Annotated in this window: 19 protein-coding genes; 11 read left to right on the top strand and 8 right to left on the bottom strand. The window is 71.3% G+C overall.

Annotated features, from left to right (window positions below; all coding sequences use genetic code 11):
• Positions 1-92: 92 nt before the first annotated feature.
• A complete protein-coding gene (locus OG588_RS11040) occupies positions 93-896 on the bottom strand; it encodes a lysozyme (protein WP_405947120.1) in 804 nt (267 codons plus the stop codon).
• Positions 897-1,092: 196 nt separating this feature from the next.
• On the opposite strand from OG588_RS11040, the gene OG588_RS11035 reads away from it, so the two are divergent.
• The 3 genes from OG588_RS11035 (at position 1,093) to OG588_RS11025 (ending at position 5,347) form a co-directional block, all read left to right on the top strand.
• Positions 1,093-1,836, top strand: a complete 744-nt coding sequence (locus OG588_RS11035) for a class II aldolase/adducin family protein (protein ID WP_405947119.1) — start codon at positions 1,093-1,095, stop codon at positions 1,834-1,836.
• A gap of 678 nt (positions 1,837-2,514) precedes the next feature.
• Positions 2,515-3,642: an alpha/beta hydrolase family protein gene (locus OG588_RS11030; protein WP_405947118.1), complete on the top strand. Its 1,128-nt coding sequence runs from the start codon at positions 2,515-2,517 to the stop codon at positions 3,640-3,642.
• A gap of 292 nt (positions 3,643-3,934) precedes the next feature.
• On the top strand, positions 3,935-5,347 hold the full coding sequence (locus tag OG588_RS11025; protein ID WP_266875468.1) for a hypothetical protein: 1,413 nt from the start codon (positions 3,935-3,937) through the stop codon (positions 5,345-5,347).
• A 6-nt stretch (positions 5,348-5,353) separates the two neighbouring features.
• Here OG588_RS11025 and OG588_RS11020 read toward each other — a convergent pair whose 3' ends face one another.
• Both OG588_RS11020 and OG588_RS11015 read right to left on the bottom strand, forming a co-directional pair.
• Positions 5,354-5,818: a VOC family protein gene (locus tag OG588_RS11020; protein WP_405953089.1), complete on the bottom strand. Its 465-nt coding sequence runs from the start codon at positions 5,816-5,818 to the stop codon at positions 5,354-5,356.
• 112 nt (positions 5,819-5,930) lie between these two features.
• Positions 5,931-6,821: a neutral zinc metallopeptidase gene (locus tag OG588_RS11015; RefSeq protein WP_405947117.1), complete on the bottom strand. Its 891-nt coding sequence runs from the start codon at positions 6,819-6,821 to the stop codon at positions 5,931-5,933.
• Between the two features lie 344 nt (positions 6,822-7,165).
• Here OG588_RS11015 and OG588_RS11010 point away from each other — a divergent pair, with 344 nt between their 5' ends.
• From OG588_RS11010 to OG588_RS11000, 3 genes are all read left to right on the top strand, one after another.
• Positions 7,166-8,764 (top strand): ABC-F family ATP-binding cassette domain-containing protein, encoded by a 1,599-nt coding sequence (locus OG588_RS11010; RefSeq protein ID WP_266767336.1) that lies wholly within the window; start codon positions 7,166-7,168, stop codon positions 8,762-8,764.
• Positions 8,765-9,134: 370 nt separating this feature from the next.
• Positions 9,135-9,353, top strand: coding sequence for a helix-turn-helix domain-containing protein (locus OG588_RS11005; protein ID WP_019060653.1), 219 nt, complete (start codon positions 9,135-9,137; stop codon positions 9,351-9,353).
• Positions 9,354-9,470: 117 nt separating this feature from the next.
• Positions 9,471-10,283: an enoyl-CoA hydratase/isomerase family protein gene (locus tag OG588_RS11000; protein WP_405947116.1), complete on the top strand. Its 813-nt coding sequence runs from the start codon at positions 9,471-9,473 to the stop codon at positions 10,281-10,283.
• A 21-nt stretch (positions 10,284-10,304) separates the two neighbouring features.
• On the opposite strand, the gene OG588_RS10995 is transcribed toward OG588_RS11000, so the two are convergent.
• The gene (locus tag OG588_RS10995; protein ID WP_405947115.1) at positions 10,305-11,087 is read right to left on the bottom strand and encodes a nucleopolyhedrovirus P10 family protein; all 783 of its coding nucleotides are present in this window, start codon (positions 11,085-11,087) and stop codon (positions 10,305-10,307) included.
• Positions 11,088-11,174: 87 nt separating this feature from the next.
• Between OG588_RS10995 and OG588_RS10990 the strand changes: the two genes are divergently transcribed.
• From OG588_RS10990 to amaP, 5 genes are read left to right on the top strand one after another with little or no spacing between them, the layout of a single operon-like run.
• Positions 11,175-11,660 (top strand): Asp23/Gls24 family envelope stress response protein, encoded by a 486-nt coding sequence (locus OG588_RS10990; RefSeq protein ID WP_019060656.1) that lies wholly within the window; start codon positions 11,175-11,177, stop codon positions 11,658-11,660.
• A 55-nt stretch (positions 11,661-11,715) separates the two neighbouring features.
• Positions 11,716-11,901 carry a hypothetical protein gene (locus tag OG588_RS10985; protein WP_019060657.1) on the top strand — a complete coding sequence of 62 codons (186 nt, stop codon included), beginning with the start codon at positions 11,716-11,718 and terminating at the stop codon, positions 11,899-11,901.
• The gene (locus OG588_RS10980) at positions 11,898-12,287 is read left to right on the top strand and encodes a hypothetical protein (protein ID WP_405947114.1); all 390 of its coding nucleotides are present in this window, start codon (positions 11,898-11,900) and stop codon (positions 12,285-12,287) included. The genes OG588_RS10985 and OG588_RS10980 overlap by 4 nt, the downstream gene beginning before the upstream one ends.
• Positions 12,284-12,961, top strand: coding sequence for a DUF6286 domain-containing protein (locus OG588_RS10975; RefSeq protein ID WP_405947113.1), 678 nt, complete (start codon positions 12,284-12,286; stop codon positions 12,959-12,961). The genes OG588_RS10980 and OG588_RS10975 overlap by 4 nt, the downstream gene beginning before the upstream one ends.
• A gap of 5 nt (positions 12,962-12,966) precedes the next feature.
• A complete protein-coding gene (gene amaP, locus OG588_RS10970; protein WP_405947112.1) occupies positions 12,967-13,545 on the top strand; it encodes an alkaline shock response membrane anchor protein AmaP in 579 nt (192 codons plus the stop codon).
• A 45-nt stretch (positions 13,546-13,590) separates the two neighbouring features.
• Here the strand turns inward: amaP and OG588_RS10965 are convergent, their stop codons facing one another.
• From OG588_RS10965 to OG588_RS10950, 4 genes are all read right to left on the bottom strand, one after another.
• Positions 13,591-14,346 (bottom strand): SDR family oxidoreductase, encoded by a 756-nt coding sequence (locus tag OG588_RS10965; protein ID WP_405947111.1) that lies wholly within the window; start codon positions 14,344-14,346, stop codon positions 13,591-13,593.
• 5 nt (positions 14,347-14,351) lie between these two features.
• Positions 14,352-16,139 (bottom strand): glycoside hydrolase family 15 protein, encoded by a 1,788-nt coding sequence (locus tag OG588_RS10960; RefSeq protein WP_405947110.1) that lies wholly within the window; start codon positions 16,137-16,139, stop codon positions 14,352-14,354.
• 71 nt (positions 16,140-16,210) lie between these two features.
• The gene (locus OG588_RS10955) at positions 16,211-17,038 is read right to left on the bottom strand and encodes an SURF1 family protein (protein WP_405947109.1); all 828 of its coding nucleotides are present in this window, start codon (positions 17,036-17,038) and stop codon (positions 16,211-16,213) included.
• A gap of 16 nt (positions 17,039-17,054) precedes the next feature.
• Positions 17,055-17,288, bottom strand: a complete 234-nt coding sequence (locus OG588_RS10950; RefSeq protein WP_078623033.1) for a hypothetical protein — start codon at positions 17,286-17,288, stop codon at positions 17,055-17,057.
• Positions 17,289-17,303: the final 15 nt, after the last annotated feature.

The raw sequence follows: 17,303 nt of genomic DNA, 5'->3' as shown, positions 1-17,303 counted from the left end.
AGGCAATCGTTCGAAGTCATTGGTGCGTTGACCGTAGGAAACCTGGGTGAACGGAAGATGAACTGAGAGGGTCTCTGCGGTGGCCGGATTGCCTAGTAACCGCGGGCGAACTTCCGCAGCTGGCTCACCGTCCCGTTGAAGAGATTCTGGTCACCCGGCAGGCTCCCGCTGTTGTCGTACTGCCAGAAGGTCCAGTACGACCATCCGGCGGGCAGCGAGCCCGCGTCCGCCGACGCGTGCCGGGCGATCCACAGCGCGTGTGTCGAGGCCAGGGAGCTGTTGTCGCCCGTGCAGGTCTTCCACCACAGGGTGGTCGTGTAGATCACCGGGCGGCGGCCGGTCTCCCGGTTCACCTCGGCGCTGAAGGCCTTGATCCAGCCGACCATCTTGGCCTTGCTCAGGCCGTAGCAGCCGTGCTTCTTGTCGTACGGGTTGTATTCGATGTCCAGCGCGGGCGGCAGCGTCCAGCCGTCCGCCTTCCAGTCGCCGCCGTGCGCCACGAAGTACGCGGCCTGGCTCGCGCCCGACGACTTGTCCGGCAGGGCGAAGTGGTACGCGCCGCGGATGATGCCGGACTTGCGGGCGCCGTCGTACTGCTGACCGAAGTACGGGTTGCGGTAGGTGGTCGACTCGGTCGCCTTGACGTAGACGAACGTGGCGCCCTTCGCCTTCGCGCTCGGCCAGTTGACGTTCTTCTGGTGCGAGGAGACGTCGTGGCCCTTCGTCGGGCTCGCGGCGATGTCCGCGGCGGTGGCCGGGATCTCGGCGAGCGCGAGCGTGGTGCCGCCGACGGTGAGCGCGGCGACGGCGGCCGCGGCGAGGCGGGCGCGGGGGTGGCGATGGAGGTGGAGGTGGCGGCGGGCGTGGGTCAGGGACGGTTTGCGATCACGGGCCATGGTTCCCCCGGAAATGGCGGCGTGCACGACAAATCTCCCAGAGGTTATTGGAAGGTCTGTCGATGCCGGTCGGTCTCCGGCCAAGCGGCCGGAGTGGGTGGTTGGCACCCATATGTCATCTTTCGGATGCGCGCCTTCCGGCCTAAAGTGCCTTCGCCCGAACGTGCGTTGGGTCACCGGCTGACAGGATCACGGCATGGCTGAGCAACGGCGGGACCAGCGGGGCGGGCGAGACACCCGGGAGAGTGCGGGCACCGTGGGGGAGACGCGGAGGAGGAGTGTGCGCGCCGAGGAGGCGCACGCCTGGGGCGCGCTCGTCGCGACCGCCCGCCGGACGGTCTCCGACGGCCTGGTCGTCGGCACCTCCGGGAACGTCTCGGTGCGCGTCGGTGACACCGTCCTGGTCACCCCCTCAGGCGTCCCCTACGACCGCCTGACGCCCACCGACACGGTCGGCGTCGACCTCGACGGCCGACAGGTCCTCGGCACCCTGCTCCCGACGAGCGAACTTCCCATGCATCTGGCCGTCTACCGCAGCACCGACGCCCACGCCGTCGTCCACACCCACGCCGTCCACGCGACGGCCGTCTCGACCCTCGTCCCCGAACTCCCCTCCGTCCACTACATGTCCGGCGCCCTCGGCGGCCCGGTCCGGGTTGCCCCGTATGCGACCTACGGCACGGAGGAGTTGGCCGAGAACATGCTCCGGGCCCTGGCGGACCGCTCGGCCTGCCTCCTCCAGAACCACGGCACGATCGCCTACGGCGCGTCTCTGGACCAGGCCTTCGACCGCACGGCCCAGCTGGAGTGGATGTGCCGGCTGTGGCTTACGGCTTCGTCGGTGCCGGGGTTGTCGCCGACGTTGCTGACGGGGGAACAGGTGGCGGAGGCGGGGGAGCGGTTGCGGGGGTATGGGCAGGGGGAGCGGGCGGTGGGGTGAGGGGGAGGGTGCGGGGTGGGGTGAGGGGGTGAGCGGGGTGGAAGCGGGGGTGACGGTCGGGGGGCGAGGTCTGCTGGGGTGAGGGTGGCCGGAGTTGAGGGCGGCAGGGTTGAGGGCAGCCCGGGTGAGAGCGACGGGTGTGACGGTAACCCTGGTGAGAGCGACGGGCGTGACGGCAATCGGGGCGGATGCTGACGGGGGCTTGAGGGCGACGGAGCTTGACGGTGGCGGGGATGAGGGCGACAGGTGTGACGGTCGCTGTCTGCGGTGGGCTTCTTGCCGGTGTCGACGCCTTTCCCGGCGGTCCCCCTGCCGTCGTCGGCATCTCTCGCCGGTCCTCCCACCGCCGTGCTGCCTCCCTTCGCCGACGCGTTCGGCCAGTCGCGTCGGTGCTCGGCCGTGGTGAGCATTTCCGGTGACGCCGAGCTGCTGTGCCGACCCCTTCGCCGCCTCCCTCGCCGCTCGCCGCTCGGCCGCGGTGAGCGGTTCCGGTGACGCCGGGCCGCCCCCTGTTGCTGACGCGTTCCGCCCGTCGCGCCGGTGCTCGGCCGCCGTGAACCCTTCCGGTGCCCCCGAGCCGCCCCGCATCACCCGACCCTCACCGCTGAAATCGCCCCGCCCGTCACTCCGGGCCCGCTCCGGCTGGCCGCCCGCCCGGTACGCCGGGACACTGGACCCGTGCGCACAGTCAAAGCGACGGCCGCGGCCGTCTCCGTGGCCCTCGCGGCCGGTGCGGCCGGCGTCGCCGCCGGCCGGTACGCCAGTGACGCCGCGCTGAAGGCGCCGCCCGGCCGCCCGCTGCCGGGTGAACCCCGGCTCACGGTGCACTCCACCGCCGCCGGCCAGATCACCCTCACCCGGGACCTGGCCTCGCTGCGCCCCGGCACCTACGGCCTCGCCGGCGACGGCTCCCACGCGGTCGTCGGCCCGGTCATCGATACGGCGGCCCCCTCCGCCGACGCGGTCGTACGCCGCCTGGAACGCGTCACCCACGGCACCCTGCGCCCCGGCGACAAGGTGTGGCTCACCCCGAACGTCCACATCGGCAACCCGAGCGCCGCCCTCGGCCTGGACCACGCCGACATCGACATCCCCGGCGAACTCGGCTCCCTGCCCGCGTGGTTCGTGCCCGGAGCGCGGAGCACCTGGGTGATCGCGGTCCACGGACTGGCCGCCACCCGCGAACTCCCCCTGAACGTCATGGAGTTCCTGCACCGCAACAGCTTCCCGGTGCTCGCCCTCGCCTACCGCGGTGACCTCGGCGCACCCCGTAACCCCGACGGCCTGAACCACCTCGGCGAGACCGAGTGGCGCGACCTGGACGCGGCGATCCGCTATGCCGTGCGCTACGGCGCCGAGCACGTCGTCCTGTACGGCTGGTCGACCGGCGCCACCATGGCGCTGCGCGCCGCCGCCCACTCCGCGATGCGCGACCACGTCTCCGGCCTGGTGCTGGACTCGCCGGTGCTCGACTGGGAGACCACGCTGCGCGCCCTCGCCACGGCCCGGCACACCCCGGGCGCACTGCTGCCGCTGGCGGTCCGCGCCGCCCAGGGCCGCACCGGTCTGCACGGCGACCGCATCGCCGAGGCCGCCGACCCGAACCGGCTCAGGGTCCCGACCCTGATCTTCCACGGCCCCGAGGACGCGGTCGCCCCCTGGACGTTCTCCCGTCGCTTCGCCGCCCACCGCCCCGACCTGATCACCCTCCAGCCGGTCGCCCACGCCCCGCACAGCGCGATGTGGAACGCCGACCCGGCCGGCTACGAGGAGATCCTGCGCCGCTTCCTGACACCGCTGATGTGAGCGGATACGATCCGCACACCGCCGATGCGCCCCGCGCACCGCTGACGTGATCCACGCACCGCTGACGTGCCCCGCGCACCGCTGATGTGATCCCCCGGCCCATACCGGCCGCCCTCCCTTCACCACCCCGGACTCGCCCCCCACCACACCCCGCCGACCTTCCGTTTAGCCCTGTACCACTGGCCTGATCCCGGTCCTCAGCTGCCCGCGGGACCCCGTGCCTTGGCCCTCCCCGTCGCCCGCCGTGACATTCCGTTTGGGTTTTCGGACCGTCAACCGGAAGACTGCACCCGTGACGTCCCGTATCCCGCGCGACTCCAGGCTTCGACTCGTCCGCCCGCGACCCCTGGCCGCCGCCCCCCGAGCGATGAACCAGCGGCGCTCGCGCCGCCCCGCACCCCGCCCTCCGGAGGGCACACCGGCCCCCGCGGAACTGGCCAGAATGGCACGCTCCGGCCTGGCCGGAGCCGCCCGCGTCGCCCACTGGGCCGACGCGGCACTACGCCCCGGCCGTGACAGCGCGAGCCCCGACGGCAAGGGCACCCTCTCCGACGCGACCGCCGAACTCGCGGCCGAGGAGCTGGGCCTGACCCCGGCTCAGGTCCGCGCCGACTGGGACACCGCCCGCCTCGCCGGCCTCGTCGAGGTGCACGGCGACGAGGCCCGCCCCGGCTGGCGGCTGCGTGCCTGGGACCGCGACGACAGCGCCGTACTGCGCGGCTGGGTCGCCCTCTTCGACGCCTGGTCGCTCGCCCACCCGGAACCCCGGGAGCACGAGCCCTCAGCCGTCGCCGAGGTCGTCTCGGCCATGCCCCAGGTGCTCTCCTTCCTCCAGCTCTCCGCCGGGCCTGTCCCCGTCGAACAGCTCCTCGACCTCCTCGGCCAACGGGTCACCGAACTGCGCACCGAGCGCTGCGAGATCCCCTACGGCCCCCAGCCCGAACCCGTCCAGCAGCCACCGGCCGCCGACGCCTCCATCGACACCCCCCTCGATCCCCTCCTCGACTGGGCCCTGCACGCCCTCGCCTCCGTCGGCGCCCTCACCTACGGCGACGCCCAGGCCACCCTCACCCCGCTCGGCAGCTGGGCGGTCTGGGTCAAGCTGGAGCAGATCTGCGTCGCCGCGCAGAGCCCCGCCGGGAACATCGAGCAGTCCGCCGAGGACATGCTCCGCGGCTGCTCCCAGCTCCGCCCGAACGCCGCCCGCGCCGAGTACCGCGCCTGGCTCGCGGCCCGCACCGTGGGCACTGCGGTCGGCCAGCTGATCGACGCCGCCCGCGGCGAGGACGCCCTGCTGCGCGGTCTCGCCTTCGAGGCGCTGCGCGTCGTCGGCGCCCCGGCCGAGCCCGACGTCCGCGCCGTCGCCGACGAGGCCACGCTGCGGCCGTACGCCCTGCTGTGGCTCGCCGAGCACGACGGGATCGACCCGGAGGACGCCCATGAGGTCCTCACCCGCGAAGAGGCCACCTGGCTGTGGGTCGACAGCGCCGCCGCCGTCGCCGACCACGGTGAGGCCCCGCTGCTGGTGCGCCACCTGGAGTCCGCGATCCAGCCGACCGTCCCGATGCTCCTCGACGAGGTGCGCGCCGTAGGCCATCCCCGCACGGTGCAGGTCCTCGTCGCGCTCGCCGCCGCCCACCCCGACCCGGCCCTCGCCAAGGCCGTACGCCGGGCCGCCTTCCAGGTGCACACGGGGGGAAGCTAGGCGCGGTCAGGCCCCGGTCTTCGGTCTCTCCGGCAGCTCCGGAGCGTACGTACCGAAGCTCCAGATGTTGCCCTCGGCGTCCCGGGCCATGTAGTCCCGCGATCCGTAGTCCTGGTCCGTCGGGGGCATCAGGATCTCCGCGCCGTGCTCCACGGCCCGCCGGTGATGGGCGTCGACGTCGTCCACGACGATGTACACCCCGGCGGGACCCGCGCTCTTCATCGCCTCGTCGAAACGGCCGCCGCGGCCCTTGGAGCCGAGCATCACCGCGCCGTTGCCCTGCACCAGCTCCGCGTGCATCACGGAGCCGTCCTCGCCCTCGTACACCGCCAGTTCGGTGAAGCCGAAGGCCTCCGTGAGCTGGCGGATCGCCGCCTTCGCGTCCGCGTAGAGCAGGGACGGGTAGATGGACGGGGAGATGCTGGGACGCCCGCTGTCCTCGCATGCCATGCCGATCACTTCCTTGTGCATCGGGTGTTCGTCGCCCATCGGGTGTTTTTCGATGGTCTGAGTGCTTTCGACGAGTCTTGCACCTGCCACTGACAACGCCCCTCGAACCGGGAAGAGCGGCCGACGACGGCCGTCAGCGGAAGGTGTTGCACTGCGCCATGTCCCCGGTCCGGTAGCCCGTGTAGAACCACTGCTGCCGCTGCGCCGCCGACCCGTGCGTCCAGCTCTCCGGCGTCACCCGGCCCTGGAACCGCTCCTGGATCCGGTCGTCGCCCACGGCCGCCGCCGCGTCCAGCCCGTCCTGGATGTCGGCGTCCGTGAGGCTGGTGATCAACGGCCGGCCGGTCGACTCGTCCTTCGTGGTGGTCGCGTGGTGCGCCCAGACCCCGGCGTAGCAGTCGGCCTGCAGTTCCACCTTCACCGCGTTGCTGTTCGCGCCGGTCCGTCCGTCCTGCGACCTGCCGAGCGTGCCCATCAGGTCCTGCACGTGGTGCCCGTACTCGTGCGCCACGACGTACGCCTGCGCGAACGGCCCGCCACTGGAGCCGAACTTCGTCCGCAGCTCGTCGAAGAACCCCAGGTCCAGATAGACCTTCCGGTCGCCGGGGCAGTAGAACGGCCCCACCGCCGAGGTCGCCGTCCCGCACGCGGTGGCGACCTGCCCGCTGAAGAAGACCGTCGGCGACCGCGTGTAGGTACCGCTGCGCCGCTGGAACTCCTGCGCCCAGAAGTCCTGCACGCTGTTGACCACCGCCACGATGCGGCAGTCCTCCTTGGTGTTCGCGTCCTGCCCGGTACGGCAGGTCGACTGCACCTGGGCCAGCGAGGACGCGGTGGCCACCGGTGAGTCGCTGCCCGACGACAACCCCAGGTTGTCGGGACCGACACCGAAGAAGAGCCCGAGCAGCAGCGCGATCAGCCCCGCGAGGCCACCGCCCACGGTCGCCCGACCACCGGGAATCCGGCTGCCGCGCACGTCCTGCACCTCGGAGGTGTCCAGATTCGCGTCGTCGTCGAACTGCATGGCGTCATCCTCGCCCGCCGCCCCCGGCGAGGCGCCGGACTTGCGTCCGAACGGGGGACGACCTCGGTCCCGGCCGCCCGGCTCCACGCACGCGCGTGCCGTACGTCACGGTGTCGGCGCCCCTCGCCGATCCGCACAGCCCCGTACCGCCCAGCTCATCGCCGTGCACGGCCCCAGCCGCATCACTCCGGGCCGCGCACCCCAGGGCAATGACCCGCCGCGCACAGGAAAAGCGCTTGCACGGCCCCGTTAGACTTGGCCCATGGCCATTCTCCTCGCGCATTAGACGGCGGGAACGTCCTCAGCCGCCCCTTCCGCCTACGACCCCGCTCTGGAGTCTGACCGTGATCTCCGCCTCCGGTATCGAGCTGCGCGCCGGTGCCCGCGTCCTCATCGAGTCCGCCACCTTCCGTGTCGCCAAGGGCGACCGCATCGGTCTGGTCGGGCGCAACGGCGCCGGCAAGACCACCCTGACCAAGGTCCTGGCCGGCGAGGGCCAGCCCGCCGGCGGCACCGTCACCCGCTCCGGCGAGGTCGGCTACCTCCCGCAGGACCCCCGCACCGGCGACCTGGACGTGCTCGCCAGCGACCGCATCCTCTCCGCGCGCGGCCTGGACACCCTGATCCGCAAGATGCGCGAGAACGAACAGCGCATCGCCAACGGCAGCGGCGCCACCCGCGACAAGGCCATGCGCCAGTACGAGCGCCAGGAGACGGAGTTCCTCACCAAGGGCGGTTATTCCGCCGAGGCCGAGGCCGCCACCATCGCCGCCGCGCTGAACCTCCCGGACCGCGTGCTCGGCCAGCCGCTCCATACGCTCTCCGGCGGTCAGCGCCGCCGTATCGAGCTGGCCCGCATCCTGTTCTCCGACGCGGACACGCTGCTCCTCGACGAGCCCACGAACCACCTCGACGCCGACTCGATCGTCTGGCTGCGCGACTACCTGAAGACGTACCGCGGCGGCTTCATCGTGATCTCCCACGACACCGACCTCGTCGAGACCGTAGTCAACAAGGTGTTCTATCTGGACGCCAACCGCTCCCAGATCGACTACTACAACATGGGCTGGAAGCTCTACCAGCAGCAGCGTGAGGCCGACGAGAAGCGCCGCAAGCGCGAGCGGCAGAACGCCGAGAAGAAGGCCGCCGCCCTGCACTCGCAGGCCGACAAGATGCGCGCCAAGGCCACCAAGACGGTCGCCGCGCAGAACATGGCCAAGCGCGCCGACCGGCTGCTCGCCGGACTGGACGCCGTGCGCGTCTCCGACAAGGTCGCCAAGCTGCGCTTCCCGGAACCCTCGCCCTGCGGCAAGACCCCGCTCATGGCGGAGGGCCTGTCGAAGTCGTACGGCTCCCTGGAGATCTTCACCGACGTCGACCTGGCCATCGACAAGGGTTCGCGCGTCGTCATCCTCGGCCTGAACGGCGCGGGCAAGACGACCCTCCTGAAGCTCCTCGGTGGTGCCGAGAAGCCGGACACCGGAGAGGTCATCGAGGGCCACGGCCTCAAGCTCGGCTACTACGCGCAGGAGCACGAGACCCTCGACCCGGAGCGCACGGTCCTGGAGAACATGCGCTCCGCCGCCCCCGACCTGGACCTGGTCGAGGTCCGCAAGACGCTGGGCTCGTTCCTGTTCTCCGGAGACGACGTCGACAAGCCGGCCGGGGTCCTCTCCGGCGGCGAGAAGACCCGCCTCGCGCTCGCCACCCTGGTGGTGTCGTCCGCGAACGTCCTCCTCCTGGACGAGCCGACGAACAACCTGGACCCCGCCAGCCGCGAGGAGATCCTCGGCGCACTGCGCACCTACAAGGGCGCCGTCGTTCTCGTCACCCACGACGAGGGCGCCGTCGAGGCGCTGCAGCCGGAGCGCATCATCCTGCTGCCGGACGGCGTCGAGGACCTGTGGGGCGCGGACTACGCGGATCTCGTCGCGCTCGCCTGACGGTCAGTGCCGTCTGACGGTCAGTGGCGCTTGACCGAATGCTTGATCCACGGCGTATGGATCATTCGGCCCACCGGTGATCCATCATCTGTGTGAGATCTCCTCGTACCGAGGTGTGTCGTACACCGATTTCCCGGCCGAGTCCTTTATCGACAAGGGCTCGGCCGTCCTGCGTCTCTGACCAGGTACTTCACGGAACAACTCGTTCGGCCGTACGGACGGGACCCTCAGGAATTCCACATTCCACTTGTGGGGACGCACTCCTGTCGTCAAAACCTTGTCTTACGGACCTTGCCGAATGGGTGGCCATGAACGCTTGGAGGGGTGATCATGAGGAGACCAAGAGCGCACTTCCCATGAGGAGGCACGGGTGGCCGAGACTCTGAAGAAGGGCAGCCGGGTAACCGGCGCCGCGCGCGACAAGCTCGCGGCAGACCTGAAGAAGAAGTACGACTCCGGTGCGAGCATCCGAGCGCTGGCCGAGGAGACCGGCCGCTCGTATGGCTTCGTCCACCGGATGCTCAGTGAGTCGGGCGTCACGCTCCGTGGGCGTGGCGGGGCGACCCGGGGCAAGAAGGCTTCGGCCTGACCCCGGGTGGCTCATCGGCTTCGATGGTGGCCACCCGGTCGGACTACTGACCGACCGGGTGGTTACTGTGCAGTCACTTAGCTCTGCTCTGTTGACCGCACACATCGGAGGCGCCCCATGGCTTCGCCCGAACAGGACGACAAGGACCTCGGTCCCGTACTCGACAAGGACGGCGTACGGCTCACCGTAGACGACGCGATCGCCACGGTGACCCTGACCAACCCGGCCAAGCGCAACGCTCAAAGTCCTGCTCTCTGGCGGGCGTTGGCGGAGGCCGGGCGGTTGCTGCCGGGCTCCGTCCGCGTCGTGGTACTGCGTGCCGAGGGCAAGTCCTTCTCGGCCGGACTCGACCGACAGGCGTTCACGCCCGAGGGCTTCGACGGCGAACCGTCGTTCATCGACCTCGCGCACAGCAGTGACGCCGTGCTGGACGGGACCATCGCCGAATACCAGGCGGGCTTCACCTGGTGGCGACGCAGCGACATCGTGTCCATCGCCGCCGTCCAGGGGCATGCCATCGGGGCCGGCTTCCAACTCGCCCTCGCCTGTGACCTGCGCGTCGTCGCCGACGATGTGCAGTTCGCCATGCGCGAGACCAGCTTCGGACTCGTGCCCGACCTGACCGGCACGCATCCCCTGGTGGGCCTTGTCGGCTACGCCCGAGCGCTGGAGATCTGCGTCACTGGGCGCTCCGTGCTGGCCGAGGAAGCCGTCAGCACCGGCCTCGCGAACATCGCCGTGCCCGCCGACCAGGTCGAGGACGCCGTACGCGACCTAGCGACCGCACTGCTGGCCGCCCCACGCGACGCCGTCATCGAGACCAAGGCGCTGCTCCAGGGCGTCCAGGGCCGCGTCTACGACGACCAGCGCGCCGCCGAGCGTGCCGCCCAGGCGCGTCGCCTGAGGGACCTGGCCGGCGTCGGCGAATAAGGCCGTCGGCCCACCCTGCCGTCAGTCCACCTTGGTGACCAGTACGGCCACGGTCGGGTGATCCGGCAGCGCCTCGCCGATCCCCGCGCGGACCGCCCGGGCCACATCCAGGGCCCGGTGGTCCGCGCGCACCGCGCACTCCACGCGTACGTGGAGACGCGGCAGCGCCCCTTCGCCGGCGACCTCCTCGATGTGCACCGCCCGGCCGAGCCCGCCCAGCGCACCGGTCAGTCGGGCCACTCCCGGGACGACGAGCGCGGCGGCGGCGACCAGGGACTCGCCGTCGCCGTCAACACGGTCAACATCGTCCACACGATCAATGTCATCAACATGGTCAAGGTCGGCGGCAGGATCGTGATCCGCATCGTCCACACGGTCGACATCGTCCATACCGTCAACGTCGTCCATATGGTCCAGCAGGACAGTCACTTGTAGATCAACCTCGTCCACCACCAGACCGAGCCGCTCCGCAGCGGCCGTGGCCAGGGCCGTACGCAACCGGGACGCCGTGGCCGGCAGCGGCTCGGTCGTCACGGCCGCGAAGTCGGCCGTGATCCGCAGCCGCCCGGGTGGCAGCGCCCCCGGCGGAGGCGGTACGGCGGGCTCGTGCGCGTCCTTCGGATCGGCGAGCGCGATCCGTAGCGCGCCCAGCCGTACACCCCGCACATGCCGCGCCGCGTCCCGCAGCACCCCCTCCGCCGCACGCTCGGCAATCCACGCCCCGTCGCGCCGATCACCCAGTGGCAGCAGCCTGCCGAGCCGCAGTTGATGCCGTACTCCTCGCGTCCACGCGTCCGCCGTCATCCCTCCAGCCTGCCGCATGTCCAGCGCGGGACCGCGCAACCGCAACTACCTTGGTCGAAGGACGACGACCGAAAGGGACGTACGGCGATGACCGACATGACGGAGCGGAACCGGACCCAGGACCCCGACGGTGAGCGGGAGCCCGTACAGACCCGCAAACCCCCCACCAAACGCGGCGGCGGCGACCCCGCGTCCCGGGGGCGGACCACCATCGCCGACGGGGTCGTGGAGAAGATCGCCGGGCTGGCCGCCCGGGACGTCCTGGGCGTGCACGCCATGGGCAGCGGGCTGTCCCGCACCTTCGGGGCCGTGCGCGACCGGGTGCCCGGCGGTACGAAATCGGTGTCCCGGGGTGTGAAGGCAGAAGTCGGCGAGGTGCAGACCGCGCTCGACCTGGAGATCGTCGTCGACTACGGGGTGTCGATCGCGGACGTGGCCCGGGCCGTACGGGAGAACGTCATCGCGGCCGTGGAGCGGATGACCGGACTTGAGGTCGTCGAGGTCAACATCGCGGTCAGCGACGTGAAGCTGCCTGACGAAGAGGACGAGGAACCGGAGCCCCGACTCCAGTGACCGAGCCGACGAACGAACCCATGAGCGGGCCGACGAACGAGTTGAGGAGCGCAGGATGAGCAGGGCCGTGGTCGGCATGATCGCCGGAATGGCACTGGGCTTCGCCGGATACTTCGGCGGGTTCGGGGCCTTCCTGCTGGTGGCGGCCCTGGGCGCCATCGGGTTCGTCGTCGGCCGGTTCCTGGAGGGGGACCTGGAACTCGGCGACTTCTTCCGCTCGCGTGACGACCGGCGGCGATGACGTCCATGAGCGGCGCGGACGGCGCGGTCGACGAGCGCGGCAGGCCTCTGGCGGTCGTCGCGCCCGGCGAGCGGGGCGCCACCCGGATCGCCGACCGGGTGGTGGCGAAGATCGCCGCGCAGGCCGCGCGTGAGGCGCTCGGACCGCTGCCCCCGGAGGTCGCACCGCCGCATGCCACCGTCGTCGTACACCACGAGACGGTACGCGTACGCGTGCACCTCGAACTCGACTATCCCTGCGATATCGGCGACCGCTGTTTCCAGGTGCGTCGACAGGTGGTTCAGCGGGTACGCGCGTTGGTGGGCATGGAGGTGCCCGAGGTCGCCGTCCAAGTGGAACGGCTGCATCCGGCACAGGCGCGCGCGGCACAGGGGAGGACGCGATGAGCGAGCTCCAGGGCTCCGACGGCACGACCCAACGACTACCGGTCATCGAGAAGGAGACCGATCCAGGACCCGGCGGGTACACGACCCCGTCGGACTACGACCCCGTTCCCGTCGTCCACGACGGCGACGGCAAGGGTGGCCGCTTCTGGTCGGCGCGCCGCGTCCCCGCGGCCATCGTCGCCGTCCTGCTGCTCGTCGGCGCGGGCGCCCTGCTCTACGACGTCACCGCCGTGCGCGCGGAGCGGCCCGCCGCGCACTGGCGCCGGGAACTGGCCCGGCAGCTCGCCGAACGGCCCCTGGACGACACCTGGGTGCTCGTCGGCGCCGGCATCGCCGCCGCCCTCGGCCTCTGGCTGATCGTGCTCGCCCTGACGCCCGGCCTGCGCCAGGTGCTGCCGATGCGCCGCACCCACGCCGACGTCCGGGCCGGCCTGCAACGCGCCGCCGCCGCGATGGTGCTGCGCGACCGGGCCATGGAGGTCTCGGGCGTGCAGTCGGTACGCGTGCGCACGAGCCGGACCAAAGCCGACGTCCGCGCGGTGTCGCATTTCCGTGAACTCGACGACGTACGGGCTGACTTGGACGCCGTGCTCGGCGATGCGATCACCGGGCTCGGACTCGCCCGGCCGCCCGCCCTGTCGGTGCACGTCGGCCGTTCCGGACGGAAGGGATGAGGCCGATGCTCAGGATCGTCAACCGCGCGGTGATCGGTGTCGTGGGCCTCGTCCTGCTCGTGCTGGGCGGCTCCGTACTGGCCGTCGGGCTCGGCGTGAAGCCACCCTCCTGGTGGATCTACGACGGGCGCCACGACGTCGTGCTGAGCGACGCCTGGCGCACGCGCTGGCGGGGCGACGGCTGGTGGTGGCCGACGGTCCTCGCCGTGCTCGCCGTCCTCGTCCTGCTCGCCCTGTGGTGGCTCGTCGCGGTACTACGTCGCCGTCGGCTCGCCGAGGTCGCCGTCAGCACCGGTGACGGCGAGGGCGCGCTGCTGCGGGGCCGGGCCCTGGAGGGCGTCCTCGCCACCGACGCGGGCGCCCTGGACGGCGTCGCCCACGCGCGCGTGCGGCTCGCCGGCACCCGCACGGCCCCCGAGGCCCGCGTCCAGCTCAGCCTGGAACCGCACGTGGACCCCGGAGTCGCCCTCGACCACCTGACGGCCAACGCCCTCTCCCACGCCCGCGAATCGGCGGGCCTGGAGACGCTGCCGACGGAAGTCCGCCTGACGGGCGTCAAGCACCGCGCGGAGCGGGTGAGTTGACAGGTTGATTCGACGGGTTGGGTGGGAGCTTGAATTGACGGAGCGTCAGAATCCGTGCCGCATCCCACCGTCGACAGGCACCATGATCCCCGTCAGGTAGGAGGCGGCCGGCGACAGCAGGAACGTCGCCACCCGCCCGAACTCCTCAGCCGTCCCGTACCGCCGCAGCGGAATCCGCGACTCGTTGGCCGCACGCGTGGCCTGCGGGTCCGCGGACAACCCGTCCAGCTCGCGCGCGCGATCCGTGTCGATGCGGGCCGGCAGCAGCCCCACGACACGGATGCCGCGCGGCCCCAGCTCGTCCGCGAGGGACTTGGCGAAACCGGCGAGACCCGGCCGCAGCGCGTTCGAGATCGTCAGCCCGGGGATCGGCTCGTACACCGACCCGGACAGCACGAACCCGATGACACCGCCCGCCCCCAACTCCCCGGCCGCCGCGCGGGCGAGCCGCACCGCGCCGAGGAACACCGACTCGAGCGACGCCTGCCACTGCTCGTCGGTGGTGTCGGCGACGAACCCGGCCGGCGGCCCGCCGACGCTCACGAGGATGCCGTCGAAGCGCCCGAAGTGCTCGCGCGCGGCGGCGATCAGCCGGGCCGGCGCCTGAGCGTCGGCGTTGTCGACGGCCACGCCGATCGCGTTCGGCCCCAGCTCGGCCGCCGCTTCGGCGGCCCGCTTCTCGTCCCGCCCGCTGACGACCACCTTCGCGCCGTCGGCCACCAGCCCGCGCGCTGAGGCGTTGCCCAGCCCGCGGGTGGCCCCGGTGACGACGTACACCCGGTCCTTCAGTCCAAGATCCATGGCCCCTATCCTGCCTTCTCGTCCCCGAACAGGGCGAGGGCGCTGCTCACGAGGCCGATGTGGCTGAACGCCTGTGGGAAGTTGCCCAGCTGACGGCCGGCCACGGGGTCGTACTCCTCCGCGAGCAGCCCCACGTCGTTCGCGAGCCCCACCAGCCGCTCGAACAGCACCTTGGCCTCCTTGGTGCGGCCCGTCAGGTGCAGGGCGTCCACGAGCCAGAAGGAGCACGCCAGGAAGGCGCCCTCGTCGCCGGGCAGCCCGTCCACGGGGGTGTCGGCGGCGGTGTCGTAGCGGCGTACGAAGCCGTCGTGGCCCAGGGCCTCGCGGACCGCGTCGACCGTGCCGACGACCCGTGGATCGTCGGGCGGCAGGAAACCGAAGCGGGGGATGAGCAGCAGGGCGGCGTCGAGTTCCTGCGAGCCGTAGTACTGCGTGAAGGTGTTGCGCACCGGGTCGTAGCCCTTCTCGCACACGTCCCGGTGCACCGCGTCCCGCAGCTCGCGCCAGCCCTCCAGGTCGCCGGGCAGGTCGGCGAACTCCTCCAGGGTGCGGACCGCGCGGTCGGCGGCCACCCACACCATGACCTTGGAGTGCACGAAGTGCCGGCGCCCGCCGCGCACCTCCCACAGGCCCTCGTCCGGCTGCTGCCACTGCGCGCGCAGCCACTCCAGGAGGACGGCCTGGAGCGACCACATGTGCGGCTTGGGCGACAGGCCCGCGCGGCGGGCCAGCCACAGGGAGTCCAGGACCTCTCCGTAGACGTCGAGTTGGAGCTGGTTGACGGCGCCGTTGCCGATCCGTACGGGGGCCGAACCGGCGAAGCCGGAGAGGTGCGGCAGTTCGAATTCGGGGAGCCGTCGTTCGCCCGCCACGCCGTACATGATCTGCAGGTCCGCCGGATCGCCCGCGACCGCGCGGAGCAGCCAGTCGCGCCAGGCCTCGGCCTCCTTGTGGTAGCCCGCGGAGACCAGGGCGCCCAGGGTGAGGCTCGAATCGCGCAGCCAGCAGTAGCGGTAGTCCCAGTTGCGGACACCGCCCATCTCCTCGGGGAGTGACGTGGTGGCCGCGGCGACGATGCCGCCCGTCGGGCGGTAGGTGAGCGCCTTGAGCGTGATCAGGGAGCGTACGACCGCGTCCCTGTAGGGGCCGTCGTAGCGGCAGCGGGCCGCCCAGCGCTTCCAGTCCGCGACGCTGGTGCGCAGCGACTTGTACGGGTCGACGAGCGGCGGACGGGGCTCGTGCGAGGGATGCCAGGTGAGGACGAAGGCGACCTTCTGGCCGGCCTCGACGGTGAACTCCGAGAGGGTGCTGAAATCCTCGCCCCAGGTGCGCACCTCGGGCTCGCTGCGCAGCCACACCGAGTCGGGACCGGCGACGGCCACCCGGTGCCCGTCGGACCGGCGCACCCACGGCACGACCGAGCCGTAGTCGAAGCGCAGGCGGAGCCTGCTGTGGACGGTGACCTTGCCGCTGACGCCTTCCACGATGCGTACGACGTCGGGGGCGCGGTGGCGCTGGGGCATCAGGTCGGTGACGCGGATCGTGCCCTCGTCGGTCTCCCACTCCGTGTCCAGGACCAGGGTGTCGGGGCGGTAGCCGCGGCGGGTGCAGCGGTCCGCGCCCTTGGGGGCGATGCGCCAGTGGCCGTTGTCCTGGTCGCCGAGCATTCTGGCGAAGCAGGCGGCCGAGTCGAAGCGCGGCAGGCACAGCCAGTCGACCGAGCCGTCCATGCCGACCAGGGCCGCGGTCTGTTCGTCGCCGATGAGGGCGTAGTCCTCGATACGTGGGTGCACGGGGTGCGGGTTCCCTGCCTGTCGGTGAGGCAATCAAGGTTCGGGGCCGGGCGGGTGAAGCGGGGGAGGGCTCACACCGGCGCGGGCTCGGCCTCCGCCGTCTCCGCTTCCTTCGCCGTCGCCTCCCGGCGGTCGCGGGCCTCACGGCGGGCGAGGACTACGTAGCCGACGGGTACGGCCGCGGCGAACAGCCACCACTGGATCATGTACGCGTAGTTCAGCGGGGCGTCTTCCTTGCCCGGGTCGGAGATCTGCTCCGGTGTGTCGCCCTTCGGCTCCGGCGCGGTCTGCTCGACATAGCCGCCGAGCACCTGGGCGTTGAGTCGCTTCGCCTGTTCCTCGCTGTTGATCAACATGATCTGGCGGTCGGGCAGGCCCTTGATGTCCTTGATGCCGCTGGCCGCGGTCGTCTCGTCGGCCATCAGACGCCCCGTGATGGTCGTCTTGCCGGCCGGCGGTGCGGGGATCTTCGGGAACGCGGTCTGCACGCCGGTCGCCGGGATCCATCCACGGTTGATCAATACGACCTTGCCGTCCGTCAACACGAACGGGGTCAGTACATGGAAGCCGACCTCGTCGTCGTCATTGGTACGACGCCGGACGACGACTTCTTTAGAAGTCTCGAAGGTGCCGGTCGCGGTGACGGTGCGGTACTTCTCCGTACGGGTGACCGCGTGCCCGGGGGTGCTGATCGTCTCCACGGGGACCGGCTTGGCGTGCAGCGCGTCCGCGACCAACTGGTTCCGGGCGCTGCGCATCTCGTAGCGGTGCATCTGCCAGATGCCCAGCCTGATCATCGTCGGGATCAGGAGAAGGGTGATCAACGCGAGGATCACCCACTGCCGGGACATCAGGAAGCGGTACACCCCACGACCGTACAACTCGGTCGCGGGGCGCATTGAGGGGGGTCTGTCCTCACACCTTGTCGATGATCCCCACCATCCCCTCCGCCCGCGCGCAGTGGCCCCCGCAGAACCAGTGGCCCTCGACCTCCACGCCCTGACCGATGATCTGCACCCGGCAGTGCTCGCAGATCGGGGCCATGCGGTGGATCGCGCAGGAGAAGCAGTCGAAGACGTGCACCGCGCCCTGCGCGTGCACCTCGAAACTCATGCCGTAGTCATTGCCGCACACTTCACATCTCGCCATGCGCCACAGGGTGGG

Source organism: Streptomyces prunicolor, assembly GCF_045162825.1.
In the GTDB taxonomy this organism is placed as follows: Bacteria; Actinomycetota; Actinomycetes; order Streptomycetales; family Streptomycetaceae; genus Streptomyces; species Streptomyces prunicolor.
The sequence above is the reverse complement of the archived record's forward strand: the minus strand, read 5'-3'. Positions and strand labels throughout refer to the sequence as shown.